This window comes from Staphylococcus sp. GDX8P114P-2, from assembly GCF_017892945.1.
GTDB lineage: Bacteria > Bacillota > Bacilli > Staphylococcales > Staphylococcaceae > Staphylococcus > Staphylococcus arlettae.
This window is the reverse complement of sequence record NZ_JAESMB010000011.1, coordinates 1-25447: the sequence shown is the minus strand read 5'-3', so window position 1 is coordinate 25447 and position 25447 is coordinate 1. Positions and strand designations below refer to the sequence as shown.

Here is a 25447-nt window from a genome sequence, read left to right as displayed (position 1 = left end):
AGACGACACCATGAATGTAATAAATACAAAACAAGCGCCTGAAGCACTCGGGCCATATTCACATGCAACTGAAATTAATGGTTTTATCTTCACATCTGGACAAATCCCATTAAATACAAAGGGGGAAATTGTAAGTGAAGATGTGCAAGTGCAAACTAAGCAAGTATTCGAAAATTTAAAAGTTGTACTTGATGCAGCTGGTTCAGATTTAGAATCAGTCATTAAAGCAACAATTTTCATTAAAGATATGAATGAATTTCAACAAATTAATGAAGTGTATGGTGAATACTTTAGTAGCCACCAACCAGCGAGAAGTTGCGTTGAAGTGGCACGACTTCCAAAAGATGTAAAAGTTGAAATTGAATTAATTGCTAAAGTTAAATAAGGAATTATAACTTATATTGATATTGTTAAGCTTCTATAGAACTACAGATATACTTAGGGGGGCTCACTACATGAAAGTGACAGATGTAAGACTTAGAAAGATTGAAACAGATGGAAGAATGAAAGCGCTCGTGTCTATAACACTAGACGAATCATTTGTTGTACATGATTTGCGAGTGATTGAAGGCAACTCAGGTCTATTCGTCGCAATGCCAAGTAAACGTACACCAGATGGTGAATTCCGTGACATCGCGCACCCAATTAATTCAGAGATGAGACAAGAAATTCAAGATGCAGTGATGAAAGTGTATGAAGAAACTGACGAAGTCATTCCAGATAAGAATGCACAGCAATCAGATGATGATAAAGATGAAGCTTAATATAAATAGATAATGATTAACAAATGAGGCTGGGACGCAATTGTGAACTGCACCCAGTCAAGTAGACAAGTAAATAATTAAAAAATTGGTTAGTCTCGTTTTATGCGAGATTAGCCATTTTTAATGTAATTCTTTCATTATTAAAAAACTTTATATATTTATTTATAACTTGAAATGCTTCTTCTATACTTTCGAATTTAAACCGTTTAGAACCTCTATAAATCTCAGATTTAATAATTCCCCAAACACCTTCCATAGGACCATTATCAATACACTTTCCAACACGAGACATACTTTGTATCATCTTATGGTGATTTAACTTATTTTTAAATAATCGGGAAGTATACTGAAAACCACGATCGCTATGAAATATAATACCTTCGGTACTAGTTACAGTCTTGACTGCCTTATCAAATGTTTTAAATACGAGTTGATTGTTATTTGAATTTCCCAAATAATGACTTACGATTTTACCTGTTCCCAAATCATATATTGCACTAAGATATATTTTACTTCCATTTTCAAGTTGGAACTCAGTTACATCTGTTAGCCATTTTTTATTAGCCTCTCTTTCTTGAAACTCAGGATTTAATTCGTTTTCGGCTATCGTTTGAGGAGTACAAGGCTTATAGCGCTTGCGTTTACGGCGGATAACTGCTTTTAAATTTAGTTGATTCATTAACCGATAAACACGTTTATGATTTACTTTTTTATGCAAATATAGGCGAATATAAATATAAATTCGTCTATATCCATAAATGCCTTTATATTTTTCATAAATGTGTTTGATTTCTTTTATTAATATTTTATTTTCAAATTCTTTTTGTGTGGGCTTTCGGTGTAACCATTTATAATAACTTGCGCGTGAAATATTTAAAGTTTGGCATAAATGTTTAATTGGAAATTCATTTCTTAGCGCTTCAATCGTTTCATATGCTGCGATTTTTTTGCTTGTTGATTTATCATCTCTCTTTCTATTTCTTGATATTTTTTTAAGACTTTATTTTCCATTTCTAATATTTTATTTCAATCTTTTAGTTCTTGGATTTCAGCTTCTCTCTGTTCTTCTGGTGTTAATATAGATTTAGGTTTGCCTTTGCCTCTACCGTCTTGGAGGCCATCACGGCCATGTGATTTATACTTTTGTACCCATTGGTACAACTGACCGTAACTAACATCATATTTTTTAGCACAATCTTTATAACTAATTTCATTATCTAAATAGTATTCTACAATTATAAGACGTTCTTTGAATGTTGTTGTTTTACCTTTCATCGTATACACCTCTTGTTTTGGAGAATAATTGGTATTCTCTTTTCTTCCAGTATAACGATTTACCCATTTGCGTACAGTTTCATGGGCAGGAATATTATATTTAATGGCCAATTTTTTATAAGATATATCATTATCCAAATATTCCTGAACTACATTCATTTTAAATTGAAATGAATACTTATTATTTTGTGAGTTACGTATTAAAGAATATAAGCCGTTTGTTAAATACCTATTGTACATATAACGGAGATATTCTGGAGATAGATTAACATCAACTATTTCTACAATGCTTTCGAAACTCATACCATTTTCATAATTATTAAAAACTGATTGTAATAAATCTAAGTCAATTAATTTTCTAGACATAAAAATACTCCCTTCAAAGTTTTCATTTTTTTAATGTCTACTTTGAAGGGAGCATATCATTGATTCGTCCTGGTCTTTTTTCGTATTGTTAGTAGCAGATGGATTGAAATAAAGTATATGCGATGTTGATGGCAGTTTTTGTGCACGCTTTCCGCGGGCACAGCCTCAGCCTGTAGTCTTCGACTAGTGCTATTCCCGCAGGAGTCGGCCGAAATGACTGTACTGAAAATATTATGCCACTCAAGCTTTCAATTTTAGTTATGTTTAACGAGCTGAATGGTACACGTTTTGAATTAAAGATAAATATCAGTCTCATTCTTTTTGGCTGAACATCGATAAACTACATAAAATAAATGTGACAATTTTTCAAATAATTATTGTAAAAAATTAAAGGTGACAATTTAAAGGGTAACAATAATAGTAAGTAACAAAAAAACTAAAAAAACAATGTAATAATGTTCATAACCTTTCAACGTTTAGTACGATGATTTAAGGAAAGTAAGCGATTTAGAAAAAATTAATATCACTTGGTAATTATTAGAAATAAATGTATAAATATGTAAAAAAGATGACATTTTTTATGCTTTTTTGCAATGCAATTCGGTATATTTATTATTATCTTTGTACATTATTGATGGTTTGAGTCTTGAAACTGTTACTAGCGTTAAATTATAATAGTTATGAAGTGTATATTTTAATGGAGGGTTAGCACTCATGCAAAGACATGCAATAGTACTTGCAGCAGGCAAGGGTACACGTATGAAATCAAAGAAATACAAAGTACTTCACGAAGTTGCGGGTAAAACAATGATTGAACATGTCATCGATAATGTGAAACAATCAGGTGTTGAACAACTGGTTACAATCGTTGGACATGGCGCAGAAAGTGTCAAAGAAACTTTAGGTGACAAATCGCTTTACAGTTTTCAAGAGACGCAGTTAGGTACTGCACATGCTGTGAAAATGGCAAGCGAACATTTACAAGAGAAAACAGGGACTACTTTGGTTGTTTGTGGTGATACACCACTTATTACTGCTAGCACTTTACAATCTCTAATTGAGCATCATGAACGTAATCAAGCACAAGCTACTGTATTATCTGCTACTGCACCAAATCCACATGGCTATGGTCGCATCGTGAGAAATGCCAATAATGATTTAACGGCAATTGTAGAACAAAAAGATGCTTCTGTAGAACAACAATCAATAACTGAAATAAGTTCAGGTATTTTTGCTTTCGATAACCAAGTATTATTCGATACAATTGAACAAGTAAATAACAATAATTCACAAGGTGAATATTATTTGCCAGACGTTTTGAGTTTGATTTTAGAAGCACAAGGCAATGTTCAAGTTCACCACACAAGTGATTTTGATGAAATTATGGGTGTCAATGATCGCGTGATGTTGAGCAATGCGGAATTCGCAATGAAATCACGTATCAATGAATACCACATGCGCAACGGCGTTACATTATTGGATCCGGCTTCTACTTATATTGGTCCAGATGTAGTCATTGGTATGGATACAACAATTGAACCAGGTGTAAAGCTAGCTGGCACAACAGTTATTGGTGAAGATGCTATTATTGGACAGTATTCAGAGATTACAGATAGTGAATTGGGTAACGGTGTTCATATCAAGCATTCTGTTGTAAATGACGCGCAAATTGCTGATGATGTTATCGTAGGTCCATTTGCACAATTACGCCCGGGTGCTAATCTTGGACGCAAAGTAAAAGTAGGCAATTTCGTAGAAGTGAAAAAATCAATCGTTAAAGAAGGTGCGAAACTGCCTCATTTGAGTTATATTGGAGACGCTGAAATTGGCGAACGTACAAATGTTGGTTGTGGTTCGATAACAGTTAATTACGATGGAAAAAATAAATTTAAAACTATTGTTGGTAACGATGCATTTATTGGTTGTAATACCAACTTGATTGCTCCTGTCACATTAGGTGACTTTGCATTGACTGCGGCAGGGTCAACAATTACAGATGATGTACCTAATGATAGTTTAGCAATAGCTCGAGTAAGACAGACGACAAAAGACGGTTATTTAAAAAAATAAATATTATCTTGTAGACATAAAATGTAATAGCAGTGAAATTAAAAGTGAAAAGTAGATAAATGTGAGCGATATATCCACTTAAGCACAATATATTAGAATGTCTAGTAAGTTAAATATATGGAAGTAATTAATTGGAGGACTATAAATGTTAAACAATGAATATAAAAATTCTGCTTTAAAAATCTTTTCTTTGAAAGGGAACGAGCCATTAGCGCAAGAAGTAGCGGATCATGTTGGTATTGAATTAGGTAAATGTTCAGTTAAACGTTTCAGTGATGGAGAAATTCAAATCAATATCGAAGAAAGTATTCGTGGTTGCGACGTTTTCATCATTCAACCAACATCAAATCCAGTAAACTTACACTTGATGGAATTATTGATTATGATTGATGCGTGTAAACGAGCATCAGCAGCAAACATCAATATTGTGGTACCTTACTATGGATATGCTCGACAAGACAGAAAAGCACGCAGCCGTGAACCTATTACAGCTAAGTTAGTCGCTAACCTAATTGAAACAGCTGGCGCAGATAGAATGATTGCGTTAGACTTACATGCACCACAAATCCAAGGCTTCTTTGATATGCCGATCGATCACTTAATGGGTGTTCCAATTTTAGCAGATTATTTCCAAAACGAAGCGGATATCGATCCTGAAGAGTGTGTTGTAGTTTCACCTGACCATGGTGGTGTTACAAGAGCACGTAAGTTAGCAGATATCTTAAAAACTCCAATTGCAATTATAGACAAACGTCGTCCAAAACCGAATGTAGCTGAAGTGATGAATATCGTTGGTGAAATTGATGGTCGTACGGCAATTATTATTGATGATATTATTGATACAGCAGGCACAATTACTTTAGCTGCACAAGCCTTGAAAGATAAAGGTGCTAAAGAAGTTTATGCATGTTGTACACATCCAGTATTATCTGGACCGGCGAAAGAGCGCATTGAAAATTCAGCAATTAAAGAATTAGTAGTAACTAATTCTATCCAATTAGATGATGAGCGCAAACCAGAAAAAACAAAAGAATTATCAGTAGCAGGTTTATTAGCACAAGCTATTATTCGCGTGTATGAACGTGAATCTGTGTCAGTACTATTTGACTAATTAAGATGAACAAGGTATAATGTTTCTGTTCGTGACAATACGAATAAATAAACACTTGCAAGCAACGATAATGTTGATGGGTAAGTGAGGAGCTCAACTATTGAGCAAAAATTGAAAGGTGGAAATGAATATGGCTTCATTAAAGTCAATCATTCGTCAAGGTAAGCAAACTCGTTCTAACTTAAAAGCAATCAGAAACGCTGGTAAAGTACCTGCAGTTGTATACGGCTACGGTACTAAAAACGTTTCAGTTAAAGTAGATGAAGTTGAATTCATTAAAGTCATCCGTGAAGTTGGACGTAATGGTGTTATCGAATTAGGCGTAGGTTCAAAATCAATCAAAGTAATGGTTTCTGACTACCAATTCGACCCACTTAAAAACCAAATCACTCACATTGACTTCTTAGCAATCAACATGAGTGAAGAACGTACTGTTGAAGTACCAGTTCACTTAGTAGGAGAAGCAGAAGGTGCTAAAGAAGGCGGCGTTGTTGAACAACCATTATTCGACTTAGAAATAACTGCTACACCTGATAGTATCCCTGAAGCAATTGAAGTTGACATTTCAGCTTTAGCAATCGGTGATAGCTATGCTGTTGCTGATATTAATGTTACTGGTGACTTCACAATCGAAAATGACCAAGAAGAGTCAATCGTAACAGTTGTTGCTCCAACTGAAGAGCCAACTGAAGAAGAAATCGAAGCAATGGAAGGCGAGTCTACTACTGAAGAGCCTGAAGTTGTAGGTGAAGACAAAGAAGAAGAAGGCGAAGATAAAGAAGCGTAAGCTTTTATCGTCACTATTCAATAATTGTAAATTTCAAAGCACCATGCTTATTTGCTTAAGCTGGTGCTTTTTTATGTTATTATAATATATAATATTTTTAATGTGTGAATGAGAAATTACAGAGTATGTACACATAAATAAAGAATGACAGTAAATGGAGGAAATACAATGAAATGTATTGTTGGCCTTGGCAACATAGGGAAGCGCTTTGAATCAACTCGGCACAATATTGGATTTGAAGTGATTGATTATATGTTAGCACAACATAACTTCACATTAGACAAACAAAAGTTTAAAGGTGCTTATACAATCGAACGTATTGGTCAAGAGAAAGTGATGTTTATCGAACCTTTAACGATGATGAATTTATCAGGAGAAGCTGTAGCACCATTGATGGATTACTATAATATTGAAGTAGAAGACTTAATCGTTTTATATGATGACTTAGACTTACCTCAAGGTGAAATTCGCTTGCGACAAAAAGGAAGTGCCGGTGGACATAACGGTATGAAATCTATTATCCAAATGTTAGGTACTGACCAGTTTAAACGTATTCGTATTGGAGTTGATCGACCAAGCAATGGTATGGCAATAGTTGACTATGTGTTGCAAAAATTTTCCAAAACGGAAAGGGTAATTATGGATAAAGTAATAGACCATTCAGCACGAGCAGTAGAAGCGTTTATTGAGACATCTCGCTTTGATAATGTGATGAATGAATATAATGGTGAAATAAAGTGAAATCAATAATTACAGACTATATTAACAATGACAAACGTTACCAAGAATTAAACGAAGTATTTGGTGAAGATAATATCTTAGTGACAGGATTATCAGCGTCTGCAAAAGCAACAATTATTGCAGAAAAGTTTTTGCAAAGTAGTAAACAGCTCTTAATTGTGACTAATAATTTATATCAAGCTGATAAACTAGAAACAGATTTATTACAATTTGTGCCTGCTAATGATATTTATAAATATCCAATGCAAGATATTATGACAGAAGAATTTTCAACACAAAGCCCTCAATTTATGAGTGAGCGTGTCCGAACTTTAACGGCACTGGCTCAAAATCAGAGAGGCTTATTTATCGTTCCATTAAATGGCTTGAAAAAATGGTTGACACCTGTAGATATGTGGAAAGCACATCAGCTTACGTTACAAGTTGGTGATGATATTGATGTCGATGCATTTTTAACAAAGTTAGTTAATATGGGATATCGCCGTGAAAGTGTTGTATCAAACCTTGGAGAATTTTCTTTGCGTGGGGGCATTATAGATGTGTATCCATTAATTGGGGAACCCGTACGTATCGAATTATTTGATACGGAAGTCGACTCAATTAGAGATTTTGATGTTGAAACACAACGTTCTAACGAAAATATAGAGCAAGTACACATTACGACTGCTAGCGACTATATTATTACAGATGAAGTATTACAACATACTAAGGAACAGTTGCAAAAAGCATATGAAGAGACGCGACCTAAAATTGATAAAGCAGTCAGAAATGATTTAAAAGAAACATATGAAAGTTTTAAATTATTTGAAGAAACTCATTTTGATCATCAAGTGTTACGACGTTTAGTCGCATTCATGTATGAACAACCGGCAACACTTGTTGACTATTTCCAAGATGACGCAATCATTGCTGTAGATGAATATAATAGAATAAAAGAAACAGAACAAACTTTAACTACTGAAACGGATGAGTTTAGCCAAAACTTAATCGAAAGTGGTAAAGGCTTTATCGGACAAACTTTTATAAGTTACGATAATTTTGAATCACATTTAAATGCGTTCAATGTCGCTTACTTCACTTTATTTACTGCGACTATGCCTGTGAAACTCAATCATATTATTAAATTTTCTTGTAAACCGGTGCAACAGTACTACGGTCAATATGATATTATGCGCTCAGAATTTCAACGTTTCATTCAAAATGATTATACTATTGTCATTTTAGCTGAAACTGAAGTAAAAAAAGAAAGAATTCAGTCTATGTTAAGTGAAATGCATATACCTACGTTTATAGATGGACATAGTAATGACATTGAAGGTGGTTGCGCAGTAATTACTGAAGGTAGTCTATCAGAAGGCTTTGAATTACCTTATATGCAATTGGTAGTCGTAACTGAACGTGAATTGTTTAAATCTAAACAAAAGAAAAAACGTAAACAACAGAAAACTTTATCAAATGCAGAAAAAATTAAATCATATCAAGATTTAAAAGTTAGCGACTACGTGGTACATGTGCATCACGGGGTTGGACGCTATTTAGGTGTGGAGACACTGGAAGTCGGAGGCGTACACAAAGATTATATCAAGCTACAGTACAAAGGGACTGACCAATTGTTTGTACCTGTTGATCAAATGGATCAAGTGCAAAAATATGTTGCCTCTGAAGATAAATCACCTAAATTAAATAAATTAGGTGGAACTGAATGGAAAAAAACTAAAGCAAAAGTACAACAAAGTGTTGAAGATATTGCGGATGAGTTAATTACTTTATATAAAGAACGTGAAATGTCAGTTGGTTATCAATATGGTCCAGATACTGCTGAGCAAAATGATTTTGAATTAGATTTCCCATACGATTTAACAGCGGACCAAGCGAAGTCTATCACAGAAATCAAACAAGATATGGAACAACAACGACCTATGGATAGGCTGCTATGCGGTGATGTGGGTTACGGTAAGACAGAAGTAGCTGTACGAGCTGCATTTAAAGCAATCTACGAAGGCAAACAAGTCGCGTTTTTAGTGCCGACGACCATTTTAGCTCAACAACATTACGAAACATTAATTGAACGAATGCAAGATTTCCCTATAGACATTGAACTGATTAGTCGTTTTAGAACAACGAAGGAAATTAAAGAAACTAAAGAAGGATTAAAATCCGGAAAAGTAGATATTGTCGTTGGAACACATAAGTTATTAGGTAAAGATATTAGTTATAAAGATTTAGGGTTACTTATCGTAGATGAAGAACAACGTTTTGGTGTACGCCATAAAGAACGTATTAAATCTTTAAAAACAAATGTTGATGTTCTAACACTTACGGCAACACCTATCCCACGAACGTTGCATATGAGTATGTTAGGTGTACGTGATTTATCTGTTATTGAAACGCCACCGGAAAATAGATTTCCTGTACAAACGTATGTGCTAGAACAAAATACGAATTTTATAAAAGAAGCATTGGAACGTGAAATATCACGTGAAGGTCAAGTGTTCTATTTGTATAATAAAGTTCAGTCAATCTATGAAAAACGTGAACAGTTACAAATGTTGTTACCAGATGCAAATATTGGTGTAGCACATGGTCAAATGACCGAACGAGATTTGGAAGAAACGATGTTAGGCTTTATTAATCATGAATATGATGTGTTAGTGACGACGACAATTATTGAAACAGGCGTTGATGTACCTAATGCTAATACTTTAATAATCGAAGAGGCTGATCGTTTCGGTTTAAGTCAACTTTATCAATTACGTGGTAGGGTAGGACGCTCTAGTCGTATAGGTTACGCTTATTTCTTACATCCAACGAATAAAGTTTTAACAGAAACTGCTGAAGAAAGATTACAAGCTATTAAAGAGTTTACAGAGCTTGGTTCAGGATTTAAAATTGCAATGCGCGATTTGAATATTCGTGGTGCTGGTAATTTACTTGGAAAGCAACAACATGGATTCATTGACTCTGTTGGCTTTGACTTATATTCACAAATGTTAGAAGAGGCAGTTAATGAAAAACGTGGTATTAAACCTGAAAGTGAAGAAGCGCCAGAAGTAGAAATAGAGTTAAATATTGATGCATATCTACCAGCAGAATATATTCAAAATGAACAAGCGAAAATTGAGATCTATAAAAAATTACGGAAAATTGAAAGCGAAACACAGTTAATAGATGTTAAAGACGAATTGTTAGATCGTTTTAATGAATATCCAATAGAAGTTGAACGCTTGTTAGATATGATGGAGATTAAAGTACATGCATTACATGTAGGTGTGACTTCAATTAAAGATAAAGGGAAACAGATAGAAATTTATCTGTCAGAAAAAGCTACACAAGATATTAATGGCGAAACATTATTTAAGCAAACTCAACCATTAGGTCGTGCAATGAAAGTCGGCGTACAAGATGGTAAAATGAAAGTAACGTTAACGAAAGCGAAACAATGGTTTGAAAACCTGAAATTTTTAGCGAAATGTTTAGAAGAAAGTATGGTAATAGAGGATGCGAATTAAAACTAATACAGCGTTTAACGGTGTGGTTATTCTGACAATCGCCTTAATTATGGTGAAAATACTAAGTGCTATTTATCGGGTGCCATACCAAAATGTATTAGGAGATGCTGGATTATATGCCTATCAACAAGTGTATCCGCTTGTGGCATTGGGTGTCATTTTGTCGATGAATGCTATTCCTAGTGCAGTGACACAAACGTTGGGGAATGATAGACAGCATGGTGTCTACACTAAGGTATATCTACGATTACAATGGTGCAGCGTGGCTTTGTTTTTAATCGTTTGCCTAGGCGCACAGTGGATAGCACAGCTAATGGGTGACAGCAATTTGGCGCCGATGTTACGTGCTGCTAGTATTAGCTTTTTGTTTATAGCAGTATTGGGCGTATTACGTGGGTATTATCAAAGCCAACAGCAAATGAATATTCCGGCAATATCACAAGTGCTAGAGCAAGTGATACGTGTCGCAATTATTATGGTGGCTATAGTGTTGTACAGTAAATATAATTGGTCTATCTATGCATCGGGCGCATTAGCTATTACAGGCTCTGCTTTGGGTTTTTTAGTTTCTAGCCTCTATTTAGTGCAACAAAAACCATTTAAATTTAGGCAAACAACACAGACAATCGCGTGGAGACAGTTATCGCTAGCAATTATTGTATTTGCGGTGAGTCATTTGATTGTCATTTTATGGCAAATTATTGATAGCTTTACAATGATACATGCATTGCAACTCCAAGGATTAAGCTTTGAGAATGCCATCATGCTTAAAGGCGTATTTGATCGAGGTGCATCATTTATTCAGATGGGTTTAATTGTGACGACAACGTTTTGTTTTGTACTTATTCCTTTATTAACGGATGCTAAAAAACAAGAGCAGACCGTATTGATGAATCGTTATGCCAATGCGTCACTTAAAATTACAATAGTAATTAGTACGGCGGCAGGCATTGGATTAATCAATTTACTGCCAGTTATGAATCGTGTATTTTTTGAAAATGATAGCCAAACAGCAACGCTGATCGTTTATATGTTGACGGTTATTTGTGTCTCTTTAATTATGATGGAAATGTCATTATTACAAGTTGTAAATAATGAAAAAATAGTATTTATCGGCTGTGCGGTGGGCATGATTACGAAGGGGATATTAAATACTATCCTCATACCTCAAATAGGTTTACTAGGAGGGAGTTGTGCCACTGTGCTATCTCTCGTCGTGACAGTACTCATTTTACAAAGACAGGTATTGAAACATTACCACATTCGCAACTTAAAAATATTTAGCATCAAATTAACGATTGCGATGGTAGTGATGTCATGCGTTGTCCAACTTTGTTTATGGTTGATACCTTCTACAGGACGACTTAGTGGATTAATCGAGTTACTAATTGCTGCTGTGGTCGGTGTAGTAACCTTGATTAGTGCTATAATATGGATGAAAATACTTAAATATCGAGAATTAAAACATTTGCCGTTTGGAGACAAAATTTATCACATTAAGAGAGGGCGACACTGATGAGTCATAAAATCACAATCGTAGGCTTAGGAAATTATGGTATTGATGAGCTACCGTTAGGTGTTTATCGTTTTTTACAACAACAACAGCAAGTATATACTCGTACTTTAGATCATCCAGTCATTACAGAATTACAAGCAGAACTTCAGTTTGAAAGTTTTGATAATATATATGAAACTTACGAGTCATTTGAAGCCGTGTATGATCATATTGTCAATCATTTAATAGAAGCGGCTAAACATACTGATATCGTCTACACAGTTCCTGGACATCCTCGGGTGGCAGAAACGACAACGACTAAATTGTTTGAACTGACAAAAGATAGCACAGACATTGAAGTAGAGGTTCTAGGGGGTAAAAGTTTTATTGACGATGTATTTAATGCGGTAAATGTGGACCCTAATGATGGCTTCACTTTATTAGATGCTACAGCGATTCATACAGCACAGCTAAATATAAGAACACATACTTTAATTACACAAGTCTATAGCGCCCTAATTGCTGGTGAACTCAAAGTGACATTAATGGAACGCTATCCTGATGAACAAATGGTCTATATTGTTGATGGTGCACAAGGTAGCCAAGCACGTGTTATCGAAACACCTTTATTCGAATTAGACCACTATAGCGATATTTATAGTAATGTGACGAGCGTTTTTATTCCTATAGTTGAAAACGAGCAAGCATTTTATAATGATTTTGCTTTCGCGACACAAGTTATCGATCGTTTAGTTGATGATGAAGTAGGTTGTCCGTGGGATAACAAACAAACACATACATCACTAAAACGTTATTTAATCGAAGAATCTTTTGAGTTGTTCGAAGCGATAGATAATGAAGATGATTGGCATATTGTAGAAGAATTGGGCGATATTTTACTACAAGTATTCTTGCATTCAAGTATTGGTAAAAAAGCAGGCTACTTCGATATAGATGAAGTACTATCTAGTGTGACTGCTAAAATGATACGTCGACATCCTCATGTGTTCGGAGATGAGCAAGCAGAAAATATTGAAGAGTTAAAAGAAATTTGGTCTACAGCTAAAGCTAAAGAAGGTAAAGAAACTCGTGTGAAGTTTGAAAAAGTATTTGCAGACCATTTCTTAAAATTATATGATGAAACCAAAGCAATGGCGCTCGATGAAACGCAATTAAAACAATATTTAGTACAAGGAGGAACCGACAATGAGATTAGATAAATATCTCAAAGTGTCACGTTTAGTAAAACGTCGTACTTTAGCTAAAGAAATTAGCGATCAAGGTCGAATTACCGTTAATGGTAGTGTAGCTAAGGCCGGTACAGATGTTAAAGTTGATGATGAATTAGTAATTCGTTTTGGTCAAAAAATCATCACGATAAAAGTTACTGGTCTCAGTGAACATGCGACAAAAGAAAATGCGAAAGGCATGTTCGAATTACTTAAAGAAGAACGTGTGAATGATAATTAATTAGGAGGTGACAAGCGATGGGAAAAAAAGTAGAAAATATAGGCAATACCTATACTTCTGACAAAAACCAACAGAAAAAAAAGCAACAAATGCGCCGTCGCGTAGTACGCAAACGTATCACCTTATTTGGTGGTATTTTATTAGCTATTATTTTAATTCTCGTTGTTATGCTTGTCACTCAAACAAAAAGTAACGAGGAAGCTTCAATAGAACGACAAGATAAACAAGAAAGATACCAAAAGCAGCAAGATGAAGAGCTCGCACTTAAAGAAGAATTAAATAATTTAAATGATAAAAGTTATATTGAAAAAGTAGCACGTGATGATTATTATTTAAGTAACGATGGTGAAGTTATTTTTAAATTACCTGGTGATAAATCTAAACAAGAAGATAAAGCATCTAAACAAGATAAATAAAAAAATATTTATTTAATTTAAATACCATTGTTAAATTATAGAAACAAGCATATAATAAGGTTAAAATCGAATCTAATCGGGAGGATTTATTTACAATATGTCAATCGAAGTAGGAAACAAGCTTAAAGGTAAAGTCACTGGTATTAAAAAGTTTGGCGCATTTGTCGAGCTTCCTGAAGGTAAAAGTGGCTTAGTTCACATAAGTGAAGTTGCAGATAATTATGTTGAGAATGTTGAAGATCATTTATCTGTTGGGGATGAAGTTGAAGTAAAGGTACTTACAATTGCTGACGACGGCAAAATTAGTCTCTCTATTAAAAAAGCAAAAGATCGTCCACGTAGACCACAACAAAGTAAACCAAGTCAAAAACAGGTACAATCTAAACCAGAAGATTTTGAAAAGAAATTAAATAATTTCTTAAAAGATAGTGAAGATAAATTAACATCCATAAAACGTCAAACAGAATCTAGACGCGGTGGCAGAGGTTCAAGACGTTAATATAAAGGTTGATTGTTGTTCTGACTAAAGTGTACGTTGCTGTATCTGGCAATAACAACCACAGACTGTTTTCTGTTAGATAGAAAACAGTCTGTTTTTATTGTAGGTTCAAATTTACACTTGAATTGCACAAGTAATATATCATAGTTTTGGAGGTGTTGAGTTGGAACTTAATACAGAGAGTTGGTCAACAGCAGATCATATTGTGTTAGCTGTCTCAACAGGTATAGATAGTATGGTATTGTTGCATGCACTAACAACAACATTTGCAGATAGTTACAAACAGTTAACATGCCTCCATGTCAATCATGATATAAGGGAAGCATCTACGGATGAAATGCATTTTATTCAACGCTATTGTGAGCAGCATCATATCAACTTATTTACTACGACACTTGATTTATCAACGTTGATGGCACAAGGAAAAAGCATTGAACATGAAGCACGTACGCTAAGATATAGTTGGTTTGATGCGCAGATGCATCAACTTGGCGCGGATGTCTTATTGACAGCACACCATCAAGACGACCAAATAGAAACAATTTTTTATCGCTTGATGACAGGAAAATCCACAAGAAGCGGCTTAGGTATGGCATCAGTTAGTTATCGCAATGGCTATAAAATAGCACGCCCCTTACTTGAAGTAACTAAAGCGGATATTAAAGCTGTACAAAAGAAATATGAGATACCATTTTTTGAAGACGTTACAAATCATGATAATAAATATGTACGTAATGATATTCGCAATCGTATATTACCTACCATCGAAGAAAATACCCACTTATCAACGCAACACCTATTAAAATTAAAAACTTGGCACGATGAACAACGAGAAATACTACATAAGCAGGCACGTTCATTTGTGGCTGAACATGGTAATTACAGCACCACGAAATTAACACTTGCACGAGAACCATTTAATAACTTACAGTATTCATTGAAAGTCTCTGTACTTGATAACGTATTGAATGACATGGATGCACTTTTTGGTTTTGCCGAAAAAACATATATTGAATGGTTTCGACAACTTGCGAGTAGTGTAGCGCAAGCAACATTATTTTCTACGGATAAATGGATAATTCACATTGCATATGATAAATTTATAATAATGGCAAAAGATAATCAGATCTTGAGGACAATGCAAATTTCACAGGAAGGTCACTATCGTTTTGGTCATTATCAAATTCATATTCATGAGACTTTACCTTCCGAAGAATACCCACTGACAATCCGAACTCGGAAACCAGGTGATCGTTATCAATTAAGTGGTAAACAAGGGCATAAAAAGGTGAATAGACTTTTTATTGATCGTAAAGTAGTGGACGCGGAGAGGGATCAGACTCCAATAGTAATAAACGCACAAAATGAGATTATTGCAGTTGGCACTTTGTATAAAGCAGAATACATTCAAAATTCAATTTTGATAAAATTTATGGGAGATGAAAGAGACAATGCATGAGGATTTAAAAGAAGTATTACTCAGTGAAGACGATATTCAAGAGATTTGTCGTGATTTAGGAGCTAAATTAACAGCAGATTACCAAGGGAAACCATTAGTTTGTATTGGTATTTTAAAAGGATCAGTTATGTTCATGGCTGATTTAATTAAGCGTATTGATACACACCTAGCTATCGATTTCATGGATGTATCTAGTTACCATGGGGGCACTGAATCTACTGGGGAAGTAAAAATTTTAAAAGATTTAAGCTCATCAATAGAAGGTAAAGATGTCGTTATTTTAGAAGATATCTTAGAAACAGGAACAACATTAAAGTCAATTACAGAACTATTGGAATCACGTCGCGTCAACTCATTAGAAATTGTTACGTTATTAGATAAGCCTAACCGTCGTAAAGCCAACATCGAAGCTAAATACGTTGGTAAGAAGATTCCAGATGAATTTGTTGTAGGATATGGCCTAGATTATGGAGAACATTATCGTAACTTGCCTTACATTGGTACATTAAAACCAGAAGTTTATTCAAAATAAGGCAATAACGTTTCATCATAAACCATGTTGTTATATACTATAAATTCCACCCGATTTATTTAAGTAATTAAAAGTTGGTGTTTTATTTTTTACATAGTATAAAATAAATGAACTATTTAACAATGAATTTAGAATAAATAACAAGGAAAACAACGGGATTGAAAGCGCAACGCAAAAGGTGAAATACTAGCCTACCATTTAAGTGTTGTGTTACAATTTTTGTTAGTTTTATTATTGAAGTAGGAGGAAACAACGCATGCAGAAAGCCTTTCGCAATGTGCTAGTTATCGCAATTATTGGCGTTATAATTTTTGGCTTATTTTCATGGTTAAATGGAAATGGCAATATGCCAAAACAGCTTACTTATAACCAATTTGTTGAAAAATTAGATAAAGGTGACTTAAAATCACTTGAAATTCAACCTGAACAAAGTGTTTATATGGTAAGTGGTAAAACTAAAAATGATGAAGATTATTCTTCAACTATTTTATATAACAACGACAAAGAATTACAAAAAATAACTGATACAGCACAAAAACAAGATAACTTGAAATTTACAGTTAAAGAAGAAGAAAAACAAAGTGTATTTGTCAGCATATTAACAACACTGATTCCAGTATTAATTATTGCACTACTGTTTATATTCTTCTTAAGCCAAGCCCAAGGTGGCGGTGGCGGCGGTCGTATGATGAACTTTGGTAAATCTAAAGCTAAAATGTACGATAGCCAGAAAAAACGTGTTCGCTTCTCTGACGTAGCTGGTGCAGATGAAGAAAAACAAGAATTAGTGGAAATTGTGGACTTCTTAAAAGACAATAAGCAATTCAAACAAATGGGTTCACGTATACCTAAAGGTGTTCTTTTAGTTGGTCCTCCAGGTACTGGTAAAACATTACTTGCACGTGCAGTTGCAGGTGAAGCAGGTACGCCATTCTTCTCTATCAGTGGTTCTGACTTCGTAGAAATGTTTGTCGGTGTCGGTGCGAGCCGTGTACGTGACTTATTCGAAAATGCTAAGAAAAATGCACCATGTATTATTTTCATTGATGAAATTGATGCTGTAGGTCGTCAACGTGGTGCTGGTGTTGGTGGCGGTCATGACGAACGTGAACAAACACTAAACCAATTACTTGTTGAAATGGATGGCTTTGGTGAAAACGAAGGTATCATTATGATAGCTGCGACAAACAGACCAGACATTCTAGACCCTGCATTATTACGACCAGGTCGTTTTGACCGACAAATTCAAGTGGGTCGTCCAGATGTTAAAGGTCGTGAAGCAATCTTACATGTACATGCGAAAAATAAACCACTTGATGAAACAGTTGACTTAAAAGCAATATCTCAAAGAACACCAGGCTTCTCAGGTGCCGATTTGGAAAACTTACTAAATGAAGCATCATTAGTTGCTGTGCGTGAAGGTAAGAAGAAAATCGATATGCGTGACATTGAAGAAGCAACAGACCGTGTAATTGCCGGTCCTGCTAAAAAATCACGTGTTATTTCAGAAAAAGAACGCAATATTGTCGCACATCACGAAGCGGGTCATACTATTATAGGTATGGTACTAGACGAAGCTGAAGTTGTGCATAAGGTGACAATTGTACCACGTGGCCAAGCAGGTGGTTATGCAATGATGTTACCTAAACAAGATCGTTTCTTAATGACTGAACCTGAATTACTCGATAAAATTTGTGGTCTACTCGGTGGACGTGTTTCAGAAGATATTAACTTTGGTGAAGTATCAACAGGTGCTTCAAACGACTTTGAACGTGCAACACATATTGCTCGTCAGATGGTTACAGAGTATGGTATGAGTGAAAAATTAGGTCCACTTCAATTTTCAAGTGGTAGCGGTGGTCAAGTATTCTTAGGCAAAGATATGCAAGGTGATCCAGAATACTCCGGTCAAATCGCTTATGAAATTGATAAAGAGGTACAACGTATTGTTAAAGAGCAATATGCACGAGCTAAAGACATTTTATTAGAACATAAAAAACAATTAGTTTTAATTGCTGAAACATTATTAACAGAAGAAACATTAGTTGCTGAACAAATCAAATCATTATTTAACGATGGCGTACTACCAGAAGTTAATTACGACGATGCTAAAGTTGTCGACAAAACTGATTCTGAATTTGAAGAAGGCAAGTATGGTAAATCTTACGATGAAATTCGTAAAGAACAAGATTTAGATACAGATGACAGCGAAGATACACAAGAAAATCACTCAACGGATGATGACACTGACGATAATACTTCACAAGAAGATACTGGCCATGAACAAGCGCCAAATATCGATAAGCCAAGCAATCCAAGTGATCCAAATGATCCTAGCACCAGAAATTAATCACTGTAAAAAAACTCTTTCCGCTATATAGAATTAGTGGAAAGAGTTTTTTGATGTAATAAAAGCTACATTGTGTCAGACAAATATTTAGCAATTTTTAGCTATTCCCATTAGAATATATGGAATGAAAAGTTATTTCACGAAATCATGTTGATGATTGATCAATTATGGATATGATATAACTATAAACACAAAAAGGAGAATAGAGTAATGACGAAGGATTATATTATTAAAGCACTTGCATTTGATGGTCAAATTAGAGCATACAGTGCATTGACAACAGAGGCAGTGCAAGAAGCGCAAACAAGACATTATACTTGGCCGACAGCTTCAGCTGCCCTAGGCCGTACCATGACTGCTACATTAATGATGGGTGCAATGTTAAAAGGTGAGCAAAAATTAACAGTAACTTTAGATGGGCAAGGACCAGTAGGTAAAGTGATTGCAGATGCAGATGCAGAAGGTAATGTTAGAGGTTATGTTACTCAACCACAAACACATTTTCCATTAAATAGTGTCGGCAAATTAGATGTCAGTAGAGCAGTTGGTACCAATGGTTCGCTAACAGTAGTTAAAGATATCGGTATGAAAGATTACTTCTCCGGTTCAAGTCCAATTGTCTCTGGAGAAGTAGGTGACGATTTCACTTATTATTTTGCTAAAAGTGAACAAGTACCATCATCAGTAGGTTTAGGTGTGTTGGTAAATCCAGATAATACAATTAAAGCTTCTGGGGGCTTTATTATTCAAGTAATGCCAGGAGCACAAGAAGAAACAATTGCACAATTAGAAGAAGCAATCAACAACATGACTCCAGTTTCACAATTGATTGATCAAGGCACTTCAGCAGAAGGATTATTATACGAAATTTTAGGCGAAGAGAATGTCCAAATTTTAGAAGAATTACCGGCACAGTTTGAATGTAATTGTGGTCATGATAAGTTCTTAAACGCTATCAAAGGATTAGGGGAAGCAGAAATCAAAGATATGATTGAAAAAGATCACGGCGCTGAAGCTGAATGTCATTTTTGTCGTAACAAATATCAATTTAGTGAAGCAGAGTTACAAGCATTAATATAAAAAATCGAAAGTTATCGTGTAAATTTATTTTCTATAGTTATAAAAATAAATATTTTCACAGAAATAAACGCTTATAGTTGTATTTACAGAAAAATCTGATAAAATAAAAGATATCCGAGAGAAAAAGTAAGTTTTATTTCCAACTTAAACTTTTATTAAAAGGAGCATTTTTTTATGACAAACAACAGATTCGAAAATATTGTAGACGTAATAGGTAATACACCCGTAGTTAAATTAAATAGAGTAACAGATGAAAATGCTGCAGATGTATACGTAAAATTAGAATATCAAAACCCAGGTGGCTCTGTTAAAGACCGTATTGCATTAGCAATGATTGAAAAAGCTGAAAAAGACGGTAAAATCAAACCAGGGGACACTATTGTAGAACCAACAAGTGGTAATACTGGAATTGGTTTAGCATTTGTTTGTGCTGCTAAAGGTTATAATGCAGTTTTCACTATGCCAGAAACAATGAGTCAGGAACGCCGTAACTTATTAAAAGCATACGGTGCAGAAGTAGTATTGACTCCAGGTGCTGAAGCGATGAAAGGTGCTATTAAAAAAGCTAAAGAACTAAAAGAAGAAAAAGGTTACTTCGAGCCACAACAATTCGAAAACCCTGCTAACCCAGAAGTACATGAATTAACAACAGGTCCAGAGTTAGTTAATCAATTCGAAGGTAAATCAATCGATGCATTCTTAGCTGGTGTTGGTACAGGCGGTACGCTAAGTGGTGTTGGTAAAGTGCTAAAAGAAACTTACCCTGATGTTCAAATTGTCGCAATTGAACCAGAAGATTCACCAGTACTTAGCGGTGGCGAACCAGGACCACATAAATTACAAGGTTTAGGTGCAGGTTTCGTACCAGACACTCTAAATACTGAAGTATATGACGACATTATTAAAGTAGCTAACGAAACAGCTATGGATATGTCACGTCGTGTAGCTAAAGAAGAAGGTATCTTAGGCGGTATTTCATCTGGAGCTGCTATAGTAGCTGCATTAGAAAAAGCCAAAGAATTAGGTAAAGGCAAAACAGTTGTAACAGTATTACCAAGTAATGGTGAGCGTTACCTATCAACACCGTTATATTCATTTGATAATTAATAATATAATATATAACAATTTACATTTACCGAGCGCATTTATTGTGCTCGGTTTCTTTGTGATTATACATAACAACAATAAGCTGAATAAGGTTCAATTATTTAAGCTCTTACTACTGAAAAAAATAGAAAATCGCGTTATTATTAATAATGTATATAATCTGCCAATATAGAATTTATAAGTGAAAAGGAGAGCATCATGGGACAAACTAAGATTATGGGGATACTTAACGTCACACCAGATTCATTTTCTGATGGTGGCAAATACAATACAGTTGAAAATGCAGTTCAACGCGCAACAGAAATGATAGACGAAGGCGTAGATATTATTGATATCGGAGGTATATCTACACGTCCAGGAGGATATGAAGAAATTAGCATTGAAGAAGAATTGGAACGTGTAGTGCCAGTAGTTAAAGCTTTAGCACCATATGATGTTCAATTGTCTATCGATACTTATCGTAGTGAAGTTGCTGAGGCTGCTATGAAATTAGGCGCAACAATGATTAATGATCAATGGGCAGGCCTATACGATGAAAAAATGATTGATGTTGTAGCTAAATATGAATGTGAAATTGTACTTATGCATAATGGTGATGGTCATAGAACAGAGCCAGTCATGGATGAAATGCTAGTGTCTCTCTTAAAACAAGCAAATAAAGCAGAGATGGCAGGAATACCAAAACATAAAATTTGGTTAGATCCAGGTATTGGTTTTGCTAAAACACGAGAAGAAGAAAATGAAGTGATGGCACGACTAGATGAATTGGTAGCGACAGAGTATCCGATACTATTAGCAACAAGCAGAAAAAGATTTATCAAAGAAATGATAGGACATGATACAGAACCATTAGAACGTGATGAAGCGACTGCAGCAACGACTGCATATGGTATAATGAAAGGCGTTCAAGGAGTGAGGGTACATAACGTGCAACTAAACTCTAGGGTTAGTCACAGTTTAAATTTTTTAAAGGAGAATGAGTATGCACGACACAATCTTTCTTAATGGACTGAAATTTTATGGGTACCATGGAGCACTAGCTGCAGAAAATGAAATCGGACAAATATTTATTGTCGATATTACATTAAAGGTTGATTTGACAGAAGCGGGACATTCTGATGATGTGGCTGACACAGTACATTATGGTGAAGTATTTGAAGATGTGAAAGCAATTATGGAAGGTACAGCAGTAAATTTGTTAGAGCATCTAGCAGAACGTATTGCAAAACGTATAAATTCACACTATAATCGTGTAATGGAAACGAAAGTCAGAATCACTAAAGAAAACCCACCAATTCCAGGTCACTATGATGGAGTGGGAATCGAAATAGTGAGGGAGAATGACTAATGACATATGCATATTTAGGTTTAGGTAGTAATGTAGGCGACCGATTATCACAATTAGAGCAGGCGATAGAGATTTTAGACCATACAGAAAACATTAACGTGACACAAGTATCCCCGGTTTATGAAACAGAACCAGTAGGTTACGTGGAACAACCACAATTTTTAAATTTATGCATAGAAGTAGAAACATCATTAACACCGAAAATGTTATTACAAAAATGCTTACAAACAGAACATCAGTTACATCGTGTAAGAGATATACGCTGGGGTCCGAGAACGTTGGATGTAGATATTTTACTTTATGGTGATGACATTATAGAGGAAGCGGATCTTGTTATACCTCATCCTAGGATGTTTGAACGTGCGTTTGTTTTAATTCCATTAAATGATATAGCGGGTGCGTATAAAGAACCACGTTCACACAAAACTATTGAAGAATTAGTCATCCCAGATGACTCAGTAAAGAAGTATAAAGCGTAAGCTTGCACAAAATGTCTAGATAATACTAGCATTGATGTTGTAATGAATGATAAGTAGAAAACATTAGTACCCGTCGATGAATTGATGAAAATTACATTACGCAGCAACTATTAAAAGTAGAAATTACTTTATTACATTTGCATCGTTTAGTAAAATTAAAAGGTGAAAAGTTGGCGTCATAGTATAATGTAAAAATGCCTGTTGGTATCTAAAGGATCTAGATGATAACAAAAGCACAAAAAAAGCTAAACCAATTAGAAACAGAGCTAGCAATGATTAATGTACTAGAAGCGTGTCAAACAGAACAAAAGTAGAACAAGAAGCATAAAGGAGAGAAAGTAAATGTCAGAAGAATTGAATGACCAAATGCAGGTGCGTCGCCAAAAACTACAAGAGTTATACGATTTAGGAATTGATCCATTCGGAAAACGTTTTGACCGTACTGCGGAAGCAGACCAACTCCATCATGATTGGGATGCCTTTACTAAAGATGAGTTACATGACAAAGAAGAAGAAAGTCAAGTGGTTATTGCAGGACGCATAATGACTAAAAGAGGTAAAGGTAAAGCTGGCTTTGCCCATGTACAAGATTTATCAGGTCAAATTCAAATATACGTACGTAAAGACCAAGTAGGAGAAGATCAATTTGCAATATGGAATTCATCTGATCTAGGTGATATCGTTGGTGTCGACGGTGTAATGTTTAAAACAAATACAGGTGAACTTTCAGTTAAAGCAAAATCATTCACATTACTAACAAAATCATTACGTCCATTGCCAGATAAATTCCACGGCTTACAAGATATCGAACAACGTTATCGTCAACGTTATTTAGATTTAATTACCAACCAAGAAAGTACACAAACATTCATCAACCGCAGTAAAATTTTACAAGAAATGCGTAACTACTTAAATAAACAAGGATTCTTAGAAGTAGAAACACCAATGTTACATCAAATCGCTGGAGGTGCAGCAGCTAGACCATTCGTAACACACCACAATGCTCTAGATGTTACATTATATATGCGTATAGCAATTGAACTACATTTGAAACGTTTAATTGTTGGTGGTTTAGAAAAAGTATATGAAATTGGGCGTGTGTTTAGAAACGAAGGCGTATCAACGCGTCACAACCCTGAATTTACGATGATAGAATTATATGAGGCATACGCAGATTATAAAGATATCATGGACTTGACTGAATCTATGGTAAGAGAAATTGCAAACAATGTATTTGGAAGTGCGAAAGTACAATATGGTGAAGACACAATAGATTTAGAGTCCCCATGGAAACGTGTGCACATGGTAGATGCAGTGAAAGAGACTACTGGTGTCAATTTCTATGAAGTAGAAACAGATGAAGAAGCTAAAAACCTAGCAAAAGAACATGGCATTGAAATTACAGATAATATGAAATATGGACATATTTTAAATGAATTTTTCGAACAAAAAGTCGAAGAAACATTGATGCAACCAACATTCGTATATGGTCATCCTATTGAAATTTCTCCATTGGCGAAAAAGAATCCAGAAGATCCACGTTATACAGATCGTTTTGAATTATTTATCGTTGGCAGAGAACACGCAAATGCCTTTACAGAACTAAATGATCCAATCGATCAACGTGAACGCTTTGAAGCACAATTAGTCGAAAAAGAAGAAGGTAATGATGAAGCGCATGAAATGGATGAAGACTTTATCGAAGCATTAGAATATGGTATGCCGCCAACAGGTGGTTTAGGTATTGGTATTGATAGATTGGTTATGTTGTTAACTAATTCAGCGTCTATCAGAGACGTATTACTGTTCCCAACAATGAAACAAAAATAAAATAGTCGCTTAACAAAGCCATCATCTATGTGTGTTATAAATAGATGATGGCTTTTTGTTTGCATTCATTTTACAAATATAGTATTAATATTTTAAATAGAAAATGAAGTAATAAGAAACTTTAAAAGAATATTGTATGAATAAAATATAAAATTAATCTTAAAAAACAGTAGAAATGAATAGATTTCTGTGATAGACTTAATCAAGTCGAGTTGAGGAAACACTACTCAACACAGTAATTGTGAGTCTTAACTATTAAGAACAACAATTAATAAAAAAAGTGAAAAAGTGATTGACACTTTGTAGAAAATGAAGTAATATATAAAAGTCGTCAAAAACAACTTGGTTCGAAAAATGATTTTGTAAATGAAATGTTAAAAACATTTTAATGAAGTGTAAAATTGACTATTGCAAGTGATTGCAAAACAATGTATTATTTAAAAGGTAAGTTAATTGTCTGGTGGCAATGGCAAAGAGGTCACACCTGTTCCCATGCCGAACACAGAAGTTAAGCTCTTTAGCGCCGATGGTAGTTGGATTTACATCCCGCTAGAGTAGGACGTTGCCAGGCGAATACATACACGGAGAATTAGCTCAGCTGGGAGAGCATCTGCCTTACAAGCAGAGGGTCGGCGGTTCGAACCCGTCATTCTCCACCATTTTTAGCCGGCCTAGCTCAACTGGTAGAGCAACTGACTTGTAATCAGTAGGTTGGGGGTTCAAGTCCTCTGGCCGGCACCATCTCATGAGCCATTAGCT

General features: G+C 34.9%; 21 protein-coding genes, 2 tRNA genes, 1 rRNA gene and 1 pseudogene. 24 read left to right on the top strand and 1 reads right to left on the bottom strand.

The genetic code is table 11. The features are described from left to right. Positions 1 to 10: 10 nt before the first annotated feature. Entirely contained in the window at positions 11 to 385 is a 375-nt protein-coding gene (locus KA845_RS06005) for a RidA family protein (protein ID WP_002509799.1), read from the top strand. Positions 386 to 455: 70 nt separating this feature from the next. Beyond that, positions 456 to 764 carry a septation regulator SpoVG gene (gene spoVG / locus KA845_RS06000; RefSeq protein ID WP_002509800.1) on the top strand — a complete coding sequence of 103 codons (309 nt, stop codon included), beginning with the start codon at positions 456 to 458 and terminating at the stop codon, positions 762 to 764. Positions 765 to 864: 100 nt separating this feature from the next. Here spoVG and KA845_RS05995 read toward each other — a convergent pair. Continuing rightward, positions 865 to 2431: pseudogene (locus KA845_RS05995) on the bottom strand (IS3 family transposase). A gap of 688 nt (positions 2432 to 3119) precedes the next feature. On the opposite strand from KA845_RS05995, the gene glmU reads away from it, so the two are divergent. The 22 genes from glmU (at position 3120) to KA845_RS05885 (ending at position 25429) form a co-directional block, all read left to right on the top strand. Further along, positions 3120 to 4475, top strand: a complete 1356-nt coding sequence (glmU, locus tag KA845_RS05990) for a bifunctional UDP-N-acetylglucosamine diphosphorylase/glucosamine-1-phosphate N-acetyltransferase GlmU (protein ID WP_151508410.1) — start codon at positions 3120 to 3122, stop codon at positions 4473 to 4475. 145 nt (positions 4476 to 4620) lie between these two features. Further along, entirely contained in the window at positions 4621 to 5586 is a 966-nt protein-coding gene (locus KA845_RS05985; RefSeq protein WP_002509802.1) for a ribose-phosphate diphosphokinase, read from the top strand. A 130-nt stretch (positions 5587 to 5716) separates the two neighbouring features. Further along, a complete protein-coding gene (locus tag KA845_RS05980) occupies positions 5717 to 6373 on the top strand; it encodes a 50S ribosomal protein L25/general stress protein Ctc (protein WP_103388833.1) in 657 nt (218 codons plus the stop codon). Positions 6374 to 6541: 168 nt separating this feature from the next. Next, positions 6542 to 7114: an aminoacyl-tRNA hydrolase gene (gene pth, locus KA845_RS05975; RefSeq protein WP_002509804.1), complete on the top strand. Its 573-nt coding sequence runs from the start codon at positions 6542 to 6544 to the stop codon at positions 7112 to 7114. Beyond that, a complete protein-coding gene (gene mfd, locus KA845_RS05970) occupies positions 7111 to 10623 on the top strand; it encodes a transcription-repair coupling factor (RefSeq protein WP_103388834.1) in 3513 nt (1170 codons plus the stop codon). Before pth ends, mfd begins: the two co-directional genes overlap by 4 nt. Next, the gene (locus KA845_RS05965; protein ID WP_167868207.1) at positions 10613 to 12139 is read left to right on the top strand and encodes a polysaccharide biosynthesis protein; all 1527 of its coding nucleotides are present in this window, start codon (positions 10613 to 10615) and stop codon (positions 12137 to 12139) included. The genes mfd and KA845_RS05965 overlap by 11 nt, the downstream gene beginning before the upstream one ends. Beyond that, on the top strand, positions 12139 to 13338 hold the full coding sequence (locus KA845_RS05960; RefSeq protein WP_103388836.1) for a MazG nucleotide pyrophosphohydrolase domain-containing protein: 1200 nt from the start codon (positions 12139 to 12141) through the stop codon (positions 13336 to 13338). The genes KA845_RS05965 and KA845_RS05960 overlap by 1 nt, the downstream gene beginning before the upstream one ends. After that, positions 13325 to 13588: an RNA-binding S4 domain-containing protein gene (locus KA845_RS05955; protein ID WP_002509808.1), complete on the top strand. Its 264-nt coding sequence runs from the start codon at positions 13325 to 13327 to the stop codon at positions 13586 to 13588. The genes KA845_RS05960 and KA845_RS05955 overlap by 14 nt, the downstream gene beginning before the upstream one ends. A gap of 17 nt (positions 13589 to 13605) precedes the next feature. Next, positions 13606 to 14004, top strand: coding sequence for an FtsB family cell division protein (locus KA845_RS05950; RefSeq protein ID WP_002509809.1), 399 nt, complete (start codon positions 13606 to 13608; stop codon positions 14002 to 14004). Between the two features lie 97 nt (positions 14005 to 14101). Next, positions 14102 to 14503 carry a S1 domain-containing RNA-binding protein gene (locus tag KA845_RS05945; RefSeq protein ID WP_002509810.1) on the top strand — a complete coding sequence of 134 codons (402 nt, stop codon included), beginning with the start codon at positions 14102 to 14104 and terminating at the stop codon, positions 14501 to 14503. Between the two features lie 163 nt (positions 14504 to 14666). Next, positions 14667 to 15962 carry a tRNA lysidine(34) synthetase TilS gene (tilS, locus tag KA845_RS05940; RefSeq protein ID WP_002509811.1) on the top strand — a complete coding sequence of 432 codons (1296 nt, stop codon included), beginning with the start codon at positions 14667 to 14669 and terminating at the stop codon, positions 15960 to 15962. After that, positions 15955 to 16494 carry a hypoxanthine phosphoribosyltransferase gene (gene hpt / locus KA845_RS05935; RefSeq protein WP_002509812.1) on the top strand — a complete coding sequence of 180 codons (540 nt, stop codon included), beginning with the start codon at positions 15955 to 15957 and terminating at the stop codon, positions 16492 to 16494. Before tilS ends, hpt begins: the two co-directional genes overlap by 8 nt. Before the next feature lie 256 nt (positions 16495 to 16750). Next, on the top strand, positions 16751 to 18844 hold the full coding sequence (ftsH, locus tag KA845_RS05930; protein WP_107374094.1) for an ATP-dependent zinc metalloprotease FtsH: 2094 nt from the start codon (positions 16751 to 16753) through the stop codon (positions 18842 to 18844). A gap of 210 nt (positions 18845 to 19054) precedes the next feature. Further along, positions 19055 to 19924, top strand: a complete 870-nt coding sequence (hslO, locus tag KA845_RS05925; protein ID WP_002509814.1) for an Hsp33 family molecular chaperone HslO — start codon at positions 19055 to 19057, stop codon at positions 19922 to 19924. A 174-nt stretch (positions 19925 to 20098) separates the two neighbouring features. Then, the gene (cysK, locus tag KA845_RS05920; protein ID WP_002509815.1) at positions 20099 to 21031 is read left to right on the top strand and encodes a cysteine synthase A; all 933 of its coding nucleotides are present in this window, start codon (positions 20099 to 20101) and stop codon (positions 21029 to 21031) included. A 198-nt stretch (positions 21032 to 21229) separates the two neighbouring features. Then, entirely contained in the window at positions 21230 to 22036 is an 807-nt protein-coding gene (folP, locus tag KA845_RS05915) for a dihydropteroate synthase (RefSeq protein WP_002509816.1), read from the top strand. Further along, positions 22014 to 22379 carry a dihydroneopterin aldolase gene (gene folB, locus KA845_RS05910; RefSeq protein ID WP_002509817.1) on the top strand — a complete coding sequence of 122 codons (366 nt, stop codon included), beginning with the start codon at positions 22014 to 22016 and terminating at the stop codon, positions 22377 to 22379. Before folP ends, folB begins: the two co-directional genes overlap by 23 nt. Further along, a complete protein-coding gene (folK, locus tag KA845_RS05905) occupies positions 22379 to 22858 on the top strand; it encodes a 2-amino-4-hydroxy-6-hydroxymethyldihydropteridine diphosphokinase (protein WP_002509818.1) in 480 nt (159 codons plus the stop codon). The genes folB and folK overlap by 1 nt, the downstream gene beginning before the upstream one ends. Positions 22859 to 23200: 342 nt before the next feature. Further along, positions 23201 to 24688 carry a lysine--tRNA ligase gene (gene lysS / locus KA845_RS05900; protein ID WP_002509819.1) on the top strand — a complete coding sequence of 496 codons (1488 nt, stop codon included), beginning with the start codon at positions 23201 to 23203 and terminating at the stop codon, positions 24686 to 24688. 456 nt (positions 24689 to 25144) lie between these two features. Then, positions 25145 to 25259 (top strand): 5S ribosomal RNA (gene rrf / locus KA845_RS05895). Between the two features lie 12 nt (positions 25260 to 25271). Then, positions 25272 to 25347: transfer RNA gene (locus tag KA845_RS05890), tRNA-Val, on the top strand. Between the two features lie 6 nt (positions 25348 to 25353). Beyond that, a tRNA-Thr gene (locus KA845_RS05885) sits at positions 25354 to 25429 on the top strand. The last annotated feature ends 18 nt before the right edge of the window (positions 25430 to 25447 follow it).